Origin of the sequence: Salinigranum salinum (assembly GCF_009176545.1) — an archaeon.
Taxonomy (GTDB): domain Archaea; phylum Halobacteriota; class Halobacteria; order Halobacteriales; family Haloferacaceae; genus Salinigranum; species Salinigranum salinum.
This window is the reverse complement of the sequence record NZ_VTOJ01000002.1, coordinates 448,643-466,111: the sequence shown is the minus strand read 5'-3', so window position 1 is coordinate 466,111 and position 17,469 is coordinate 448,643. Positions and strand designations below refer to the sequence as shown.

At 68.0% G+C, this 17,469-nt stretch carries 18 protein-coding genes and 1 tRNA gene; 10 read left to right on the top strand and 9 right to left on the bottom strand.

Going from position 1 to position 17,469, the window contains the following annotated elements; translation table 11 throughout:
• Positions 1–279: 279 nt before the first annotated feature.
• The 6 genes from FZP69_RS13940 to FZP69_RS13915 all read right to left on the bottom strand — a co-directional run bounded on the left by FZP69_RS13940 (position 280) and on the right by FZP69_RS13915 (position 7,348).
• Positions 280–1,230: an alpha/beta fold hydrolase gene (locus FZP69_RS13940; RefSeq protein WP_152042011.1), complete on the bottom strand. Its 951-nt coding sequence runs from the start codon at positions 1,228–1,230 to the stop codon at positions 280–282.
• A gap of 63 nt (positions 1,231–1,293) precedes the next feature.
• Positions 1,294–2,394 carry a sensor histidine kinase gene (locus tag FZP69_RS13935; RefSeq protein WP_152042010.1) on the bottom strand — a complete coding sequence of 367 codons (1,101 nt, stop codon included), beginning with the start codon at positions 2,392–2,394 and terminating at the stop codon, positions 1,294–1,296.
• Positions 2,395–2,530: 136 nt separating this feature from the next.
• A complete protein-coding gene (locus FZP69_RS13930; protein WP_152042009.1) occupies positions 2,531–4,753 on the bottom strand; it encodes an amino acid permease in 2,223 nt (740 codons plus the stop codon).
• Complete coding sequence (locus FZP69_RS13925) at positions 4,750–5,235, bottom strand: universal stress protein (protein ID WP_152042008.1); 486 nt, start codon at positions 5,233–5,235, stop codon at positions 4,750–4,752. Before FZP69_RS13925 ends, FZP69_RS13930 begins: the two co-directional genes overlap by 4 nt.
• Before the next feature lie 275 nt (positions 5,236–5,510).
• Positions 5,511–5,924, bottom strand: coding sequence for a hypothetical protein (locus tag FZP69_RS13920; protein WP_152042007.1), 414 nt, complete (start codon positions 5,922–5,924; stop codon positions 5,511–5,513).
• Positions 5,925–6,013: 89 nt separating this feature from the next.
• Positions 6,014–7,348 carry an MFS transporter gene (locus tag FZP69_RS13915; protein ID WP_152042006.1) on the bottom strand — a complete coding sequence of 445 codons (1,335 nt, stop codon included), beginning with the start codon at positions 7,346–7,348 and terminating at the stop codon, positions 6,014–6,016.
• A 138-nt stretch (positions 7,349–7,486) separates the two neighbouring features.
• Here FZP69_RS13915 and FZP69_RS22625 point away from each other — a divergent pair, with 138 nt between their 5' ends.
• The gene (locus tag FZP69_RS22625; protein WP_192918587.1) at positions 7,487–7,642 is read left to right on the top strand and encodes a hypothetical protein; all 156 of its coding nucleotides are present in this window, start codon (positions 7,487–7,489) and stop codon (positions 7,640–7,642) included.
• A gap of 75 nt (positions 7,643–7,717) precedes the next feature.
• On the opposite strand, the gene FZP69_RS13910 is transcribed toward FZP69_RS22625, so the two are convergent.
• Positions 7,718–8,710, bottom strand: coding sequence for a YeiH family protein (locus tag FZP69_RS13910; RefSeq protein ID WP_152042005.1), 993 nt, complete (start codon positions 8,708–8,710; stop codon positions 7,718–7,720).
• 210 nt (positions 8,711–8,920) lie between these two features.
• Here FZP69_RS13910 and FZP69_RS13905 point away from each other — a divergent pair, with 210 nt between their 5' ends.
• Together FZP69_RS13905 and FZP69_RS13900 are read left to right on the top strand one after the other, a co-directional pair.
• Complete coding sequence (locus FZP69_RS13905; protein WP_152042004.1) at positions 8,921–9,559, top strand: adenylate kinase; 639 nt, start codon at positions 8,921–8,923, stop codon at positions 9,557–9,559.
• 132 nt (positions 9,560–9,691) lie between these two features.
• Positions 9,692–10,696, top strand: a complete 1,005-nt coding sequence (locus FZP69_RS13900) for a hypothetical protein (protein WP_152042003.1) — start codon at positions 9,692–9,694, stop codon at positions 10,694–10,696.
• 34 nt (positions 10,697–10,730) lie between these two features.
• On the opposite strand, the gene FZP69_RS13895 is transcribed toward FZP69_RS13900, so the two are convergent.
• A complete protein-coding gene (locus FZP69_RS13895; RefSeq protein ID WP_152042002.1) occupies positions 10,731–11,354 on the bottom strand; it encodes a TetR/AcrR family transcriptional regulator in 624 nt (207 codons plus the stop codon).
• Positions 11,355–11,486: 132 nt separating this feature from the next.
• Here FZP69_RS13895 and FZP69_RS13890 point away from each other — a divergent pair, with 132 nt between their 5' ends.
• The 5 genes from FZP69_RS13890 to FZP69_RS13870 all read left to right on the top strand — a co-directional run bounded on the left by FZP69_RS13890 (position 11,487) and on the right by FZP69_RS13870 (position 15,034).
• Positions 11,487–12,104: an SHOCT domain-containing protein gene (locus tag FZP69_RS13890; protein ID WP_152042001.1), complete on the top strand. Its 618-nt coding sequence runs from the start codon at positions 11,487–11,489 to the stop codon at positions 12,102–12,104.
• Positions 12,097–12,306: a hypothetical protein gene (locus FZP69_RS13885; protein ID WP_152042000.1), complete on the top strand. Its 210-nt coding sequence runs from the start codon at positions 12,097–12,099 to the stop codon at positions 12,304–12,306. Before FZP69_RS13890 ends, FZP69_RS13885 begins: the two co-directional genes overlap by 8 nt.
• A 96-nt stretch (positions 12,307–12,402) precedes the next feature.
• On the top strand, positions 12,403–13,353 hold the full coding sequence (locus tag FZP69_RS13880) for a DUF106 domain-containing protein (protein WP_152041999.1): 951 nt from the start codon (positions 12,403–12,405) through the stop codon (positions 13,351–13,353).
• A 152-nt stretch (positions 13,354–13,505) separates the two neighbouring features.
• Positions 13,506–14,084 (top strand): (d)CMP kinase, encoded by a 579-nt coding sequence (gene cmk, locus FZP69_RS13875; RefSeq protein WP_152041998.1) that lies wholly within the window; start codon positions 13,506–13,508, stop codon positions 14,082–14,084.
• Between the two features lie 23 nt (positions 14,085–14,107).
• A complete protein-coding gene (locus FZP69_RS13870) occupies positions 14,108–15,034 on the top strand; it encodes an RNA-guided pseudouridylation complex pseudouridine synthase subunit Cbf5 (protein ID WP_152041997.1) in 927 nt (308 codons plus the stop codon).
• 18 nt (positions 15,035–15,052) lie between these two features.
• Here the strand turns inward: FZP69_RS13870 and FZP69_RS13865 are convergent, their stop codons facing one another.
• Complete coding sequence (locus FZP69_RS13865; protein ID WP_152041996.1) at positions 15,053–15,613, bottom strand: diadenylate cyclase; 561 nt, start codon at positions 15,611–15,613, stop codon at positions 15,053–15,055.
• Between the two features lie 319 nt (positions 15,614–15,932).
• Here FZP69_RS13865 and FZP69_RS13860 point away from each other — a divergent pair.
• Together FZP69_RS13860 and FZP69_RS13855 are read left to right on the top strand one after the other, a co-directional pair.
• Positions 15,933–16,003 (top strand) — tRNA-Pro (locus tag FZP69_RS13860).
• Positions 16,004–16,269: 266 nt separating this feature from the next.
• Positions 16,270–17,301: a hypothetical protein gene (locus tag FZP69_RS13855; protein WP_152041995.1), complete on the top strand. Its 1,032-nt coding sequence runs from the start codon at positions 16,270–16,272 to the stop codon at positions 17,299–17,301.
• The last annotated feature ends 168 nt before the right edge of the window (positions 17,302–17,469 follow it).

Below are 17,469 nucleotides of genomic sequence, written 5' to 3'. Positions count from 1 at the left end.
TCCCTTCCCTACGCCACCGTTGACTCGTCACTCCAGGAATATGAATCTCACTAAGTTTTCTCGAGACCGACAGTGAGCGTATGGAAGGACGCAATAGATTCGATAGCGACTATTGAGTCTCGGACGCGCCGGCCGACGGCGGTGGTCGGCCACGGGCGGTCGACTAGGAGCGGTGGTCAGCCACGGGCAGTCGATCAGGAGCGGCGGTCGGCCACGGGCGGTCGATCAGGAGCGGTGGTCAGCCACGGGCGATGGTCGGTCGGCTCGCGTCCGCGCCCGCTACCGACCGGTCGCGACCCCGCCACAGACGTCGATCAGTTCCTCCCCCACGGCGGTCGGCTCCTCGTGCTGGAGCCAGTGCGTGGCGTCCTCGAAGAGCCGGAGCGACCCCTCGTCGCAGAACTCGAGGCTCTCGCGTGCCATCGACTGTTCGAGGAACCGATCCCGTGCTCCCCACAGGACCCGGGTCGGGATCCGAATCCGTTCCGTTCTCGGCCGGGGGCGCTCGCGGACGATGGCGCGGTACCAGTTCACCATGGCCGCGTACGCACCCGGCTGTGACCACGCACGACGGTAGCGGTCGAGGTCCGTGGGCGAGAAGGTCCCCGGACGGGCCGAGTCGACCAGCGCGCGAGTCGGGAGCGCCCACTCGTTCAGCCGCGCCAGCCGCTCCGGCAGCCCGGGGAGCTGGAAGAAGAGCACGTACCACGACTTCAGCTGCTGGCGCGGGTTCCGGCGGAGCGCCCGGTCGAAGACGGTCGGATGCGGGACGTTCGACACGACGAGCTGGCTCAGCCGGTCGGGATGGTGGAGCGCCGTCCACCACGCGACGGCGGCGCCCCAGTCGTGTCCGACGACGGCGGCGGTGTCGTGGCCGCGCTCGGACAGCAGCCCCACGACGTCACCCGCCAGGAGGTCGATCCCGTAGGCGTCGACGCCGCCGGGCTTCGAGCTGAGGTTGTAGCCCCGCTGGTCGGGGATCAGCACGCGGAAGCCGGCCTCGGCGAGCGGCCGGAGCTGCCGGTGCCAGCCGTACCAGCACTCGGGGAACCCGTGGAGGAGCACGACGGGGCGGCCGTCGTCGGGTCCGGCGACGACGGTGTGGAGCGTGACGTCGCCGACGTCGACGTACTCACTGCGGGCGTCGACCGCGTCGAGGTCGGCGAGCTCGTCGACCGCGTCGGCGGTCAGACCCGGAGGGGTCGAGCGCGCGGACAGCGTTCGGTTCATGTGGGCTCGAAGCGCGTCGTGGACTAATATCCGCCGACACGACACCGACGAGCCGCCGGTGACTCAGGCGTCGAACGCCACGGGGAGGTCGACGACGAACACCGCACCGCGCGGCTCGTTGTCGACGACGTGGATCGCGCCGCCGTACCGGTTCACGAGCTCGAGCACGAGGAACAGTCCGATGCCGGTACCGGCGCTCTCGAGGCCGTGCTCGCCTTTCCTGAATATCTCCTCCTTGCGATCGTCCGGGATTCCCGGCCCGTCGTCGGCGACGCGGACCCGGACCCGGCTGCCGTCGCGTTCGGCGTCGACCGTCACCCGCGGTTCGTCGCGATCGTTGTGGACGACCGCGTTGGTGAGCAGGTTCGCGAACACCGAGTGGAGCAGGTCGTTGGCGACCACCATCGTCCCGGACAGATCGGCCCCGTACTCGACGGTGATCGAGGCGTCGCCGTGTCGGTTGCCTGCCTTCCGAACCTCGTCGTCGAGGACCGCACGGACGTCCGTCGCCTCGGTCTGGAGGCCTCCCTCGTCGTCCGCCGCGAGGATCTGGACCAGATCGTAGGCGGTGTCGGTGAGTGCGGCGATGTTTCGACAGGCGTCAGTCACGCGGCCGAGCGCCCGACGTCCCTCCTCTCCGTGGACGTGCTCGTCGAGTATCTCGGCCCAGCCGAGCGCGACCGTCGTATCGTTCTTGACGTCGTGGCGCATGATCCGGGTCAACACCTCGAGCTGGTCGTTCGTCTCTTTCAGTTGCCGACGGCGCTCGTCGAGCAGTCGCTCCCGTCGTGTCCGTTCCTCGCTCCAGCGGTACAGCCCCAGGAGCAAAAAGAGCGTACCCGCGAGGATCGTGACCTCCTCGAGCACGATCGAGTACGCGAAGGGGAGGCGCACGAACTCGCCGATCACCTCGGCGAGCGAGTGGAGGCCGAAGAGGACGAGGCCGACGAACAACGGCCAGCCGATGTGCCGATCGAGGTCGAGCCAGCTGACGACGACGACCCCGGACAGCAGGATGGCAGCGAAGGCGGCTTCGAGGTAGACCGCAGCGGAGACGTCGGGTTGGGCCGGGAACAGCGCGATCGTGACGAGCGTGAACGCGACGAGGAGCGCGACCGTCGCGATGGCGACGACTGGCGAGAAGAGGGGAGACCGCTCGGTCATCGACAGTCCAGTCCCTGCCGGCCGATAAAGTCCTGTTGACGTGGTCGTCCGTGCCGACCGGGTGTCCGGCGGTCGCCGTCGGCGCGGACCGGGCTGGGCCGGGCCAGGCCGACCGCGCCGGCACGACGCGTCCGGCTCAGCCGAACAGTCGCTCGCGCAGGCTACGCTCGTTCTTTCGCTCGGCCAGGAGCACGGAGCACTCGACGTCGTAGAGCACGTCGAGGACGAGCGACCCGCGGACGAGCCGACTCAGGAGCCCGCGCTCGGTGGCACCGATGATGAGGAGCGACGCGTCCTCGGCGTGGCGTGCGATTGCCGACTCGACGTCGCCGCTCTCGACGAGCAGGTTCGCGTCGGCGAGGTCGTGCTCCTCGGCCCACTCGGTGAGGAACGCCTCGCCCGCGGCGACGTCGTCGGCGACGTGGAGCAGGTCGATCTCCGAGCCGTACTCCTCGCGGAGCATCGCCGCGACCTGCGCCGAGAGGTCCGAGTCCGGACCGCCAGCCGTCGGCACCAGGATGCGGGAGGCGTCGAAGCCGCGGTCCTTCAGGACGAGGAAGTCACACGGCAGCGAGTGCGCGAGTTCGTCGATCGCGGATTCGGCACGACCGGGCGAGCCGTGAGCGTCGGGACTCCACCCCATGATCGTGAGGTCGGCGTCGTACGTGCGCGCGGCGTCGAAGATCTCCTCGAACGACCTGTGTGAGAGGATCGTGTGCGTCTCGACGTCCACCCCGAACGTCTCGGCGTCCTCGCGGGCCTTCTCGAGCAGGGCACGGGCGGCGTCGAAGTCGTCCTGCTGGCGGGCGGATTCGAGGGCGGTCTGGTCGGGCACCTGCACGATGTGCGTCGCCACCACGGTCCCGCCGCGCTGTTTGGCGATCGCCGAGGCGAGCGTGATGAGGTCCTTCTCGTGACCCGGATTGGCGAGAGGGACCATCACGCGGTACTGGCCGCCGTCGGGCTGGACGCTCGTCGCGGCGGAGACGGCCGGCTCGGGCATCTCGTCGGAGCGGCTGAGGATGTACTGCCCGAGGATCCCCTGCTTGGTCGTCCGCGTGCGGGCGTAGCCGAGGTACCAGACCGCGGCGAAGACGACGAAGCCCAGCGAGAGCAGGATGACGAACGGGTTGATGAACGCGATGAGCGCGAAGGAGATGATCGCGCCCACGATGGGGACGATCGGGTACAGCGGCACCGTGTAGGCGGGCTCGTATTCGTCGGGATCGGCCTCGCGCATCACGATGAGCGCGATGTTCAGCAGGCCGTAGATCACGAGGTGTAACGTCGACCCCATCGTCGACAGCGTCTCGATGTCACCGAAGACGATGAACAGCAGGATGAACGCCCCGGTGAGCGCGATGGACTTGTACGGCGTCCCGAACCGCGGGTGGATCTCGTTGAGCTTCTCGGTGACGATCTGGTCTCTGCCCATCGCGAAGTTGATGCGCGAGGAGGCGAGGATGGAGGCGTTCGCGGAGGAGGCCGTCGCGAGCAGTCCCCCGAACAGCAACGCGACGGCACCGATCGGCCCGAGGAGGAACTGCGCGGCGTCGACCACCGCGGTCGGGTTGTTCGCGACGAGCGAGTTGTCGACCGCCGCCAGCACGACCAGCAGCACGAGCGCGTAGATCGTCGTCACGATGAGGACGCTCCCGATCACGGCCCGGGGCAGGTTCTTCCCCGGCTCCTTGATCTCCTCGGCCACGGAGGTGATCTGGACGAAGCCCAGATAGGAGACGAAGATGATGCCTGTCACGGGCAGAAGCGCGGTGTAGCCGTCGGGTGCGAACGGGCGGAGTCTGGCGACGTCCGCGTTGAGCGCGCCGAACGCCGTGAACACGGCCAGGATCCCGACCAGCGTGACGACGATGTAGTTCTGGAGCTTACCGGTCTCCTTCGCGCCGACGTAGTTGACGAAGACGAAGAACGCCCCGCCGGCGAGGGCGATGATCTTCGCCGACGTCAGGGTGAGCGGACCGAGCACGAGATCGGGGAAGGTGAAGAACTCGTTGACGTACTGGCCGAAGCCGAACATGTAGAAAGCGCTCGCGAAGGCGAGTCCCATCCAGTTGGCCCACCCCGCGACGGAGCCGAACAGCGGCCCGAGCGCGTGGTTGACGTAGTAGTACGCCCCGCCGGACTTCGGCATCGCGGTGCCCAGTTCCGAGGCGGACAGCGCCGTCAGGAGCGCGATCCCGCCGCCGAGCACGAACGCACCCGCCGCGAGCGGTCCGGCCTCCGCGACGGCGACGCCGGGGAGGACGAAGATCCCCGCGCCGATCATGGTCCCGACGCCGATCGTGAGCGCGGCGAGGGGACCGAGGTCTTTGGCGAGTTCCTCGTCGCCGCCACTCACGCGTCGTCACCCCCGCCGTCGTCGGCGCCGGCGTCCGCGGGACTCGGCAGCACCACGACGGGCAGGTCGCTCTCGTGGACGAGCGCGTCGGCGACGTCCTCGCTGAAGAGGTCCCACCACCACTTGTGCCCGCGGGGAGTGAACACGATCGCGGTCGCTCCCGACTCGTGGGCCGCCTCCACCAGCGTCTCGGCGACGTCGGTCCCGTAGAGGAGTTCAGTCTCGACGTCGACGCCCGCGTCGGCCGCGCGGCCGCGAACGAGCTCGAACGCCTCCTCGGCGATTCCCTCCCGCTGCTCCATCGACGCCTTGTCGGGCGCGCCGCCGGCCTTCTCGACGACGTGGGCGACGGTCATCCGACCGCTGGCGGCTGCGACCCGGTCGAGCACCGCGTCGAGGGTGATCCGCGCGTCGTCGACGCTCGCGACGGGGACGAACGGGTTGGAGAGCAGGTTCGCGGGGGGAGCGTCGCCGTCAGCCATGCCCGGGACCCCCCGGATCTACTGTTCGACCGAGCTGTCGCCGTCTCTCGCCTGATCGTGGGCTCATTGACGGCGGCTATGTGGTCAGATGTCTTATGTCGTTCCCCTCCGGACGACCGTGTGCCCACTTCCCACAGACGGCTGCCGTCTCGCGGTCGTGGATCGCCTCCTGGCTCGTCGGCAGTCGTGGACCGTCTCGTGTTTCCACCCGCGGTCGAGGCACACCGACAACCTGGCCTGTATCATCTCTCGCCACCTCACCGTCTCCCGCGTCCCTACAGCTGCGTCACCCAGGCGCGGTAGTCCTCGTCGCGGCCGTACACCTCTTGGAAGGTGCGGTCGACGAACCCCGCGAGGCGGTTCGCGTCCGAGCGGGCGGTGATCCGGAGGTTCGTCCCCTCGCTCTCCTCGGGGGAGTGTACCTCGTCGATCCGGAACTCGCGGAACTCGTCGAGGAGCGTCTCCAGTCGCGCGCGTTCGTCGTCGGTGACGTCGAGGTTGAACGTCTGCTCGGCGAACTGGATCCACGGACCGGGCAGCGCGTCACCGTCGTCGTCGGTGCCGTCGATCTCGGGGTCGGCGTCGACCTCGACCGTCAGGAAGGGGCTGCCGCGCGTGCGGTGGGCCACGATGGCCTCCGCGAACAGCTTTCGGCGTTCGGCCGGGGTGTCGGCGTCGAAACGGGTCATGTGCGCCGATTCGCCGTCGAGACGGAAATCGGTGCTGTTCGCTGGGGACGGTGTCGGCAGGGTGGCGCTCGCCGTCGACCCGTCAGGGTTCAGTCGTCCTCGGTGGCGACGCCACGTGGGTCGCCACCGGCGTCGAGCGAGACGGGCCGGAGCGCGAGTGCGGCCAGGCCGGCGAGCGCGAGGAGGCCCGCACCGACGAAGAAGGACCGCGACCAGCCGAGCGTCGCGACGAGCACGCCGGCCACCGTACCGCCGGCGACGCCGCCGGGGATCTTCGCGGAGTACACCGCCGCGTAGTTCTCCGAGGAGCGCGCCGCACCGTAGTAGCCGGCGACGAGCGTGGGGAAGATGCCGAAGACGGGGCTCCGGAAGAACGCCGCGGCCCCGACGAGCAACACGAACGGGACCGACAGCCCGCGCGCCCCGACGACGACGCTCCCGGCGAGCGCGCAGCCACAGAGGACGAGCGAGACGCCGACGGTCCGCTCCCCCCCGAACCGGTCCGAGAGCCCGCTCACGACCAGCACGCCGGCCCCGTCGGCGAGGGCGATCACCGAGGCGACCGTGGTCGCGACGGTCGCCGAGAGGCCCAGTCCGGTCGCGTAGCCGACCGACTGCCCGACGAGCATGAGACCGACGCCGTTCACCGCGATCATCACGCCGTAGAGCACCCAGAACTGCCACGTTCGAACCGCGGTGCGCCAGCCGACGGCCGGCTCGGCCGCCGGCGTGGTCGCGTCCCCGTCCGCGCCGGCACCGGCTGTCGCGTCGTCGGCCGCGTCGAGACCATCCGGCGCTCCGTCGTCCGACGCGGCGACGTCCTCGTCGTCGGCGGACTGCCCGCGGGCCGCCACGCGGTCGGGATCGCGGATGAGCCACGCGCCCAGCAACCCTCCCACGCCGGCCACACCGCCGAGCGCAAGGAGCGTCGTGGTGAACGCGTCGTCGAGCGAGCCCCGAAGGAGCGGGATGAACAGCACGCTCGTCCCGCTGTACGCCATCGTCACGAGGCCCGTGGCGAGGCCGCGACGGCCCTCTTCGGGGATCCACTTGACCGGGGTGTTCACGGCGACCGTGTAGGCGACGCCCGCGCCCACACCGCCGACCGCGTACGCGACCGCGACGGCGGGGAACGAGGGAGCGAGGCCGACGCCGGCGTAGCCGACGAAGAGACAGGCCGCGGCGACCAGGAGGACGTTCCGCGGGCCGTATCGGTCCCGGATCCGGCCGGCGGGGAACTGCGCGAGGGCCTGGGCGACGACGAACAGGGTGAAGACGGTGCCGAGCGCGGGGCTCGACGCGCCGGGAAAGCGCCCGCCGACCGCGCCGCTGAGCGACGACCAGACGAACTGGTACGTACCCCCCAGGCCCATGACGAGCGCGGCGACGCCGACGAGGAGCCAGCCACGAGAGAGCCGACGCATCGTCTCGGACGTGGGTGATCGGAGACAAACCTCTGTCGACTCGCGAGCCACCCGGAGCCGGTCACGCGACCGTGGAGCCGCTCCCGACGACGAGTTGAATACGGGTGCGTGTCATACACTAACACGGAGGGAGAGACGATGGTGACACTCGACACGATCGTCGTGGCAGCGTTCTTGCTCGGTGTCGTCGCCTTTTCGGTGGGAATCGTCTGGGAGAGCCTCCGGCGGGAGTCGCACTCCCCGAAGGCGTTGCAGCCGACACCTGACGACGCCGTCGAGACCGACGGCGGGTGAGCGGCACACCCGTGTCGCCGTGCCGTCGCCCCGCTGTCGCCTCGCCAGAGACGACCATCACGGAGTTGAGACCGCTCAGAGCAGCGCGAGGACCGCGAGGAGCGTCAGGGCGCTCACGACGAGGAGGTGTCCCAGGAGGACGACGAGCGGGGCGACGCCGACGCGACGCATCCCCTCGAGGCGGATGTCGAGGCCGAGGCCGGCGAAGGCGAGGGTGAACAGCGCCGTCGAGGCACGGTCGGCGAGCGCGACGAGTTCGTCGCCGAGCACGCCGGCGCTGGCGGCCGTCGCGAGGACGAGAAAGCCGAGGACGAACGGCGGGATCCCGTCGCGGAGATGTGCGAACCGCGACCGATCCGTCGTACGGCCCGACAGCCGGAGGACGTAGACGAGCGCGACCGCGCCCAGGAGCGCGTTGCGGGTGAGCTTGGTGACTGTGGCCCACCGGCCCGCCGCGGGCGCGTAGGCGAAGCCGGCCGCGGTGACGGGACCCGTACTGAACATGCTCAGCCCGGTCCAGACGCCGAACTGCCGCGCGGAGAGGTCGAGCAGGCTCCCGACCACGGGAAACGTCGCGAGCGTCACGGCGTCGAAGACGAGGATGGCCGCGACGACGGCCGTCAGATCCTCCGCGCGGGCGTCGAGGACCCCGGCGACGGTGGTCGCCGCGGAGACCCCACAGACGCTCGCCCCGGCGGCGAGCAGCGACGACGGGGTCGATCCCAGGCCGACACGCCGACCGAGGAGTTCCCCCAGCGGGAGCCCGACGACGACGACCCCGACCACGAGTCCGACGACGACCGCGCCCGCCTCGACGAGCTCGCCCAGGACGACGTTCGCCCCGAGCAGGACGATGCCGGCGTCGAGGAACCGCGAGTGCAGCGCCGTCCCCTCTTCGACCGTCGCGGGGAGCGAGACGAGGTTCCCGACGAGCGCGCCCGCCCCCACCGCGAGCAACAGCGGTTCGACGCCGACCGCGACCCCGACACTGTGGGCGACGAGCGCGAGCGCGACGAGTAGCGCGACGCCCGGCGCGACCGCGCGGAGCCTGGCGACGACCGGGTGCATTCGACTCCAGCAACCGGTGCGGGGATGCTGAACGTGTCGGTTTTCGTCATCGATACCAGAAAACGTTGCTGCAACTCACTCCCGGTACTGCCGAGCGGAGGCGGGTCGTCTCGTCAAAACCAGCAACCGTTGCAGCAACCCGCGTGGATCGGCGGCGACGTCGACGGACGTTTCTTCAACTCTTTAACCCCGGGGTGGCTGCGTGCGCACATGGGAGAGCACATCCTCCTGCTCGGCGCGCCCGGCGCCGGCAAGGGAACGCAGTCGAAGCGACTGGCCGCCGAGTTCGACCTCGAACACGTCACGACGGGCGACGCCCTGCGCGCCAACAAGGACATGGACCTCTCGCACATGGACACGGAGTTCGACACACCCCGTGCGTACATGGACGCGGGCGAACTCGTCCCCGACGCGGTCGTCAACGAGATCGTGAAGACGGCGCTCGAGGCCGCCGACGGCTACGTCCTCGACGGCTACCCGCGCAACCTCGACCAGGCGGAGTACCTCTCCGAGATCACGGACCTCGACGCGGCGATCTTCCTCGACGTGAGCGAGGAGGAACTCGTCGATCGGCTCACCGGACGGCGCGTCTGCGACGACTGTGGAGCGAACTACCACGTCGAGTTCGCACCCCCCGAGGAGGCGGGCGTCTGCGACGAGTGTGGCGGCGAACTGATCCAGCGCGACGACGACACGGAGGAGACCGTCCGCGAACGTCTGCGAGTGTACCGCGAGAACACCGAACCCGTGGTCGAACACTACCGCGCACGCGGCGAACTCGTCGAGGTCGACGGCGAGGGGACGCCCGACGAGGTGTTCGCGGAGATCGCCGACGTCGTCGACGAGTAGGCCACACGGCCGTCCGAAGACTCCAGGCACTATTGTCACTGTGTACCGGTCGTCGCCGCCCCGGGGTGGCGACAGCCGGGAACGGCTGGCAACAGGCCTTATCACTCCGCTACCGTATACTCGAATCACGAGATGCCCTCCAGCAGACGCCGTATCTGCCGACACGCGGCCCTGGCTCTCGTCCTGGGAGCCGGCTGTAGTGGTCGACAGACCGGGACGGACACGTCCGACGCCACCGCGTCCCCGAGCGCCGACGGTTCGGGGGAGACGGCGAGCATCGAGCCGACCACCGACAGCGCGGAGACGGGAACTCCGACGCGAACGTCGCTCGTCCTCCACGACGTCGACCGGGACGACCTGCCGCACCGGTCCCGGGTCGGTGTCCTCTCCCCCGACGTGTGGGAGTGGGTGACGACGGCCGCCGAGACGGGCGCGGTCGACATCGGTACCGAAGAGGGGTGGACGCCAGCGTTCCCCACGCGTCGCGGGACGGAGACGTCGACGCCGACGAGCCAGACGTCGACGCCGACCGGCCCCGCGTCCCCGGAGGTCGACCTCGCGCTCGCCGCCGCGGACGTCCTCGTCGTCGACGGCGAGCGGTACGCCCCCCGGCTGGTGTACGCCGGCGAGTCGTACTACGCCGTCGAGGGGGTGCCGGTCGAGTCGGTTCCCGCGGCCGACGACTCCCGTTCTGTCGGCGAGGTCCGGGTGGCGAACGTCTCTGACCTGCCGCCCGCGCAGCGTCGTGTCGCTGTCGCGGCCATCGAGAACGAGCGCGGGTACGAGGTCGGCACCCACGAGCGACGGAGCGAGGCGTTCGAGGCGGTGCGGGCGTACGACTACTTCAGGTACCGGAACCGGAGCTATCGGCGGTACTTCGCTCAGGGAGACACGTTCCACGTTCACACGACGCTGTGGGCCGACCCCGTCGAGACGGTCGACGAGGACGACGTCGTCTTCGCGGTGGAGCCGGTCGACCTCTCCGCGCGGGGACGGGAGATCGTCGCCACGGCCGTCGCGGACGACGCCGGTGCCGCGACGGTCGAGTCGATGCCGCCAGCACTGGTCGACGCCGTCGAGACGAACGACTTCCTGGCGACGACGACGCGGCTCTACAGACCGCGACTGCTCCGCTGACGCGTCCCTGCGGGTCGGTCGTCGGGCCGCTTGGTCACCGGACGAGGACGTCCGACGGCGGGGCAACGTCGTCGCGGAGGACGCACGTGCGGAGGTATCGGTCGAGTTCGCGGCGGACGCCGCCGTCGACGTGGTCCATCCGGAGCGCCATCGCCGCGCCCGCGGTCCCGTTCGCCGTCACGAGCAGGTAGGCCGCGACGTCCGCTGGGTCGACGGCGCGGAACACCTCACGCTCGATCCCCTCCTCGAGGATCTCGACGAACAGGTCGAGGACGGACTGCTCGTACGCCGTGAGTCGCTCGCTGAACCGGTCGTTGTGGGGCGCGTGTGAGAGCAGCTCCATCATCGCCACGTTGATCCCGCGGTCGACCTCGTCGGTCGGGTCGCCCACCAGGAAGTCGAGCGTGTCGTACAGGCGATCGACGGGGTCGTCGTCGAGGTCGGCCAGCCGCGTCTCGTTCCGCTCGATCGCCCAGTCGAGGAAGGCGACCACGAGATCGTCCTTCGTGTCGTAGTGGTAGAAGAAGAACGCCTCGCTCTTGTCGGACTCCGCGGCGACCTTCTTGGTCGTCAGCCCGGCGTAGCCGTGTCTCGCCAGCGCGCTCTTCACGGCTCGAACGACCTCCGTCCGAGCCGACGGAGATGGGCGGTCGCTCACCTGTGGCTCGAGACGGCGGCGCGGCTTAACTCCACGGACTCGGCGATCGCCTCGCGTCGGTCGGCCGGAACTGACCGAGTGTTCACTCAGAAACGTTAAGTAGTCGGGTGTCGTCTGAGTAGACGCTCAACCATGCGATCGAACCTCCCTCTCGAACAGCGGAACCAGTGGCCGACGTGCGTGTCGAACCCGACCCGGGGACTGCCGGGTGCCGTCGCCGGGGGGGTCACGCTCGCGATCCTCACGGTGGCGTTCGGTGCGATGGCGCTCGGTGTCCCCTACTTCTGGGTCGCCTTCCCCGTGGGGTTCGGCGTCGTCCTCCCCATGGCCGTCGGCCTCGCCGGGCGGTTCGAGGCTTCGTCCGCCCGGACGGGGACGCCCGCACCACGGTCGTCCGACGACGGAGCCGGTCTCGTCGCCGACCGTGACGAGACCGTCCACGACGAGGCGCTCCAGACCCTCCGCGGGCGGTACGCCCGGGGTGAACTGGACGAGGGAGAGTTCGAGCGCCGCGTCGAGCGTTTGCTCGAGACGGAGACGGTCCAGCAGGCGGCGGACTGGTCGCGTGCGGACTCACGACGCCCGGCTCGTGACGGGATCGGGACCGACACAGGCGCGACCCACGACCGGAACGAACGCGGGCAGAGAGACGGACGCGGTCGGAGGGACGAGGGCGGTCGCGGCGAGGACGACCGTCGAGACGACATGGACGGCGATGGCGACGGCGACGAGGGGGCCGACCGTGTCTGAGGTCCCGATCGTCTGGCGTCGCCGGTACCAGCGGTACGCGCATCTGGTCGTCGCGAGCTGGCTCGGTCTCTACCTCTACTCGCCGCTCGCGGAGATGGCCCAGTTCGAACTCGCCACGCAGGCGGTCGCGTTCCCGTTCCTGGTCGTGTCGGGGCTTTTCCTCTGGAGAGGGGCGACCCTCCGCCGTTGGCTCGCCGGATGACCGGTCGTCGGGGGTCTCAGCTCCCGATCCGATCCGGTGCACCCGCGACGCCAGAGAGTAAAAGCTTCATAACGGCTGGTTGCCTATCGTGGCGCAATGGCACGGACAGAGCAGAAGGTGCGCGACCTCGTCGACGACGACGACGGGATGCGCGGGGCGATCGAGACCGTCCTCGCGCACGTCGACGACGACGGAGAGGTCACGTGGGTCGACGTGAAAGGCGATCTCACGAGTGGACAGTGGGGACGGCTCATCGAACGCGGCGTCCTCGTCGAAGGTGACGCCGGCTTCCGGCTCGCCGACGCCGAGGAGGTGCGAGCGGGACTCAACGGCTCGACGGGAGCGACGGACTCGAAGTCGACCTCGTCCTCCGGTTCGACGTCGACGACGTCGGACGACGAGGTCGAAGGTTCGTCGTGGTCGAAGTACGACAAGGGGGCCGCAGTGGTGACGGTCGCCCTGTTCGCGGGTTACTCGTGGGCGCCGCTCCGGAACGTCATCGGCGGGGTCATGGACGTCTTCTTGGGTCCGCTGGCGACGCTGATGCCCTTCTACGCCGTCGTGATGATCCTCGCGCTGGCGACCGGGCTGTACTCGACGCTCCTGCAGGCGAACCTGATGGACATGGAGAAGATGTCCAAGTACCAAGACCGGATGAAGGACATCCAGGAGCGGCGCAAGCAGGCCAAAGAGGAGGGCAACGACGAGGAGCTCGACCGCATTCAGGAGGAACAGATGGAGGCGATGGGCGACCAGATGGGGATGTTCAAAGAGCAGTTCCGCCCGATGGTGTGGATCATGTTCTTCACCATCCCGGTGTTCCTCTGGATGTACTGGGGCATCGGTATCGGGCCGAACGCCGACTCCCACGTGGTGCTCGAGAACCTCGTCCTCCCGCTCATGGGCGAAGTGGCCTGGACCGACCAGGTGCTTGGGCCGATCCAGGCGTGGATCGTCTGGTACTTCCTCTGCTCGATGGGCTTCACGCAGATCATCCGCAAGGGGCTCAACATCGACATGACACCGACGTCGGCGAGCGCGTCCTGACCGTCTTCGCCTCGAACCGTCGCTGTCCCGTTCCCCCTCGTGGCTGAGACGTTCCGGTGGATGCTCGCGTGTGCATCCGTTCGCCCCGTTCCACCGCCCGTTCGTCCTCGTGTACCGACAGTCTCTTTTAGCACGCCGGGCGGAGTAGCGATATGTTACTCACCGTTTCCGGGCCCCCCGGCAGTGGTAAGAGCACGACGGCCGCCGCGCTCGCGGAGGCGTTCGAGCTCGAGCATATCTCGGGTGGCGACATCTTCCGCTCGCTCGCCGAGGAGCGCGGGCTCACCCCCGTCGAGTTCAACGAACTCGCCGAGGAGGACGAGCAGATCGATCGCGACCTCGACCGCCGTCTCTACGAGATCGCCCACGAGCGCGACGACGTGCTCTTGGAGTCGCGGCTCGCAGGCTGGCTCGCGGCCGCCGAGGCGGACATCAAAATCTGGCTCGACGCCCCGCTGAACATCCGGGCCGAACGCATCGGCGAGCGCGAGGGGAAGTCGTTCGACGACGCCTACGAGGAGACCCACCGCCGCGAACGCAGCGAGGCCAAGCGCTACCGCGAGTACTACAACATCGACATCGACGACCGCTCGATCTACGACATCGTCTACAACACGGCGCGGTGGAGCCCAGAGGGCGTGCTCGGGATGCTCACCACCGCGGTCGACTCGTACGATCCGAACTCCGACGAGGGGAAAGCGCCGATCGACGGCGTCATCTACGACTTCTGAGACACCGGACACACGAGATACCCATGCCGCTCCGTGCCCCGCCCGACGACCGCTCGCGCTCGGCACTCGAGACGTTCGGCGTCGTCAACCTCGACAAACCCCCGGGACCCTCCGCTCACCAGGTGACGGCCTGGGTCCGCGATCTCGTCGGAGTCGACCGCGCGGCTCACGCCGGAACGCTCGACCCGAAGGTGACCGGCTGTCTGCCCGTCCTCCTCGGTGACGCGACCAGGATGGCACAGGTGTTCTTGGAGGGGGCGAAAGAGTACGTCGCCGTGCTCGAACTGCACGGCCCGATCCCCACGGATCTCGACCGGGTGGTCGAGGAGTTCGAGGGACCGCTCTACCAGAAACCCCCACGGAAGAGCGCGGTCACCCGCCGCCTCCGGGTCAGGGAGGTGTACGCGATGGAGGTACTCGACTCGCGGGATCGACAGGTGCTCCTCCGGATCAGGTGTGAGTCGGGGACCTACGTCCGAAAACTGTGTCACGACCTCGGCCTCGCGCTGGGGACCGGCGGACACATGGGACACCTCCGCCGGACCGCGACGTCGCCGTTCGACGACACGACGCTGGTGACGATGCACGACCTCGCCGACGCCGTGGCGTTCGCCGACGGGGCCGACGCGGGCGCGGATCCGGACGAGGGTCCGCTCCGCGACGTCGTCGCCCCCGGCGAGCGCGCGCTCGTCCACCTCCCTCGCGTGACGATCGCCCCCTCCGCCGCCGAACAGGTCGCGACCGGTGCTCCCGTCTACGCGCCCGGCGTCATCGGCGTCGACACGGCCACGGAGCCGGTCCCCGACGTCGGAACCGGGACGAGCGTCGACGAGGGTGACCTCGTCGCCTGCTACACCCCCGACGGGAGCGCGGTCTGTCTCGGCCGGCTGGTCGGCGACCCCGACGCGGACCGCGGCGAGGTCGTCGCGCTGGAGCGCGTACTGGTGTGATCCCGAATTCGACCCTGGTTACGACGTCTCCGGTCGCCACCGCCCTCCGAGTGCGTCGCGCTCGTAATCCCGGTACGCTCCGTTGAGGAACGTGGTCACCCGGCCGTCCTCCTCGCTCAGTGTGACCGCCCAGAGCACCTGCTGGCGGGTCGACACCTCCAGCGCACTCAGATGTCTCGTCCCCATCCAGTCGGCGGCGACGATCTCGTCACCACGCTGGCGTTCGGCCTCGGAGAGGTTCCGGACGCGGACCATCTGTTCCTGTACGGTGCCGTCCCCGGCGACGACGACGGCCCCGTCCATCGTGAACGCGACCTCCCGGGCCGCCTCGACGAACGCCTCGGGCTCGTTGCCGACGACCTCGCACTGCTCGACCGGCCACCGGTTCTCTCCGAGCGGGTCGGCGTAGTCGCCGAAGTCGACGTCGGCGACGATGAGGACGTAGAGCCCCGGCCCGGTGACGTACTGTTCGTCCCACAGAGTGAACTCGAGGCTCAGACTCTCGGCCGTGTAGCGGATCAGGTCCATCAGTTCCTGGCTGGTCGCGTACCGCGCCCGGAGTGCGCTCCGACGGGTCATGTGCCAGGGGCGATGCCGGCGACCACGAGCGAGTACTGGCTGTCGTGCTCCATACTGGCCGTGGGTACGTGCGTCGGCTGTATCAGCGTATCGACACCAGAGCCCGACGCGGCCCCCACGGCCCGGACGGGTCGCCCTACGATGGTGTGTCACCGCGGCGCGAGCGTCGAAACGCGACAGGGCCGTCTGCAGCGGACCAGTGCCTCCGCGTTCGAGTGGGTCACGGGATCGGGTGCGACGACAGAACGCCCCCGCCTCACGGTGACGCGGAAACGAAGCGTTTAACCCCCGGACGGGCCTCTCCCGAGATGCGCCACGAGGGACCGTGGGGTAGTGGTATCCTCTGCGGATGGGGTCCGCAGGACTTGAGTTCGATTCTCAGCGGTCCCATGTCTTATTCCCGGGAGTTTACACAGTTGGCCGTTCACTCGGGTCACGCGACATTTTTCTCGATGAGATTTTGGATATAAAGTCGCTGTTTATCAACTGTTCAATCACTCCCGGAGGTGGCGAGCTGTGAGCGACTCAGGAGAGTTAGGGCTCAGACTTCAACAGCGGGAGGATCTAAGTCGGTGGTCAGGAGCACTGAACCTAATTCCGACAACAAACAATGCATCGGGATGAGTATTATTAGTATGTGAACACAATCAGCACCAATGCGCCTCAGCCGACGACGAATTCTCGAACTACTCGGCTGCAGTGGTTCCACACTTCTCGGAGGATGCTCAGCCATCTCGACAGATTTTGCAGAGACAGGGGAAACTGCTCCCACGGGCACGCGGACGCCGCTTAGGTCAACCGCGGCTCCGACATCATCACCGACAGCAACACCCACCGAAACGGCCACTTCAACGCCGACACCGACGAAGACCGCAACCCCGACACCGACGGCATCACCACAGCCAACGACAACGCCACCCGCAGCAATCCCTCGAGACCCCGTATCAGTTCTTCGTGGTGAACTGCCGATCCAAGAGATTGTTCAGCAACCGGCCGAAGGTGCCACACAAGGCTTTCGTGGTAGTGGAGAATCCGCAGAATTCAACGAGCTCGTGTCTGAACATCGTGATTACACTTCTCTGTACTTCGCACTCGAAGGGACCACCTATGGGACCGGACAAACTGCCGCAAACGGTGGTGGATTTTACCGGACAGCCTGGCAGGCACCGCAGACTGGCCAGTATCGATTAACCGTCGATTATTGGGGGTTCGGTGGCTACGGCTACGCTCCACAGGATAATGATTCCCGAGACGTCTCGATAACGTTCGAGTCGAATCTCGCCGTACTTGATTCCCGCGCATCACGTGTTTTGCATGAAAGAACGCATCCCGACCTTCGCGACAAGAACGCTCAGATGGCAACAGAGGTGGCCGAACAACTCTTAGAGTTCATCGCGGGGCGATTGATTTCGATTTACCTTGGCGTGATTGGTTCGTTTATCGCGAAGCAGGTCCTCAGTTGGGTGTTCGACCTCACGCCACGATCGAGTCGCTCTGGGCAGTTCTCTATTGACCGTTACGAGCCTCGACAGCTTTCTCTCGACTTCCACGCTGTTGAGGGGGAGACCTATCTCTTTCAGTTTACTCCTTCTGTGGGCTGGTCTGCACAGTCGTACACTGACTACATCATGACCGTAGACGCGGACGCTAAGTACTATGTGGAGGCACTTTCGATTACGCCAAACTAATCTACGCGGTGAGGTGTATTCGGTGCCAACGCCCCGAGGGTAGCGCTCTTCACAGTGATCCCTACATGACGGTAGATTGATTGTTGATTCTGCGGAATATGTAGGCATGATGAATAGACCGACCGAGCGCTGTCGGTACGAAACTTCATCTGAGGTTGCTCACCCGAG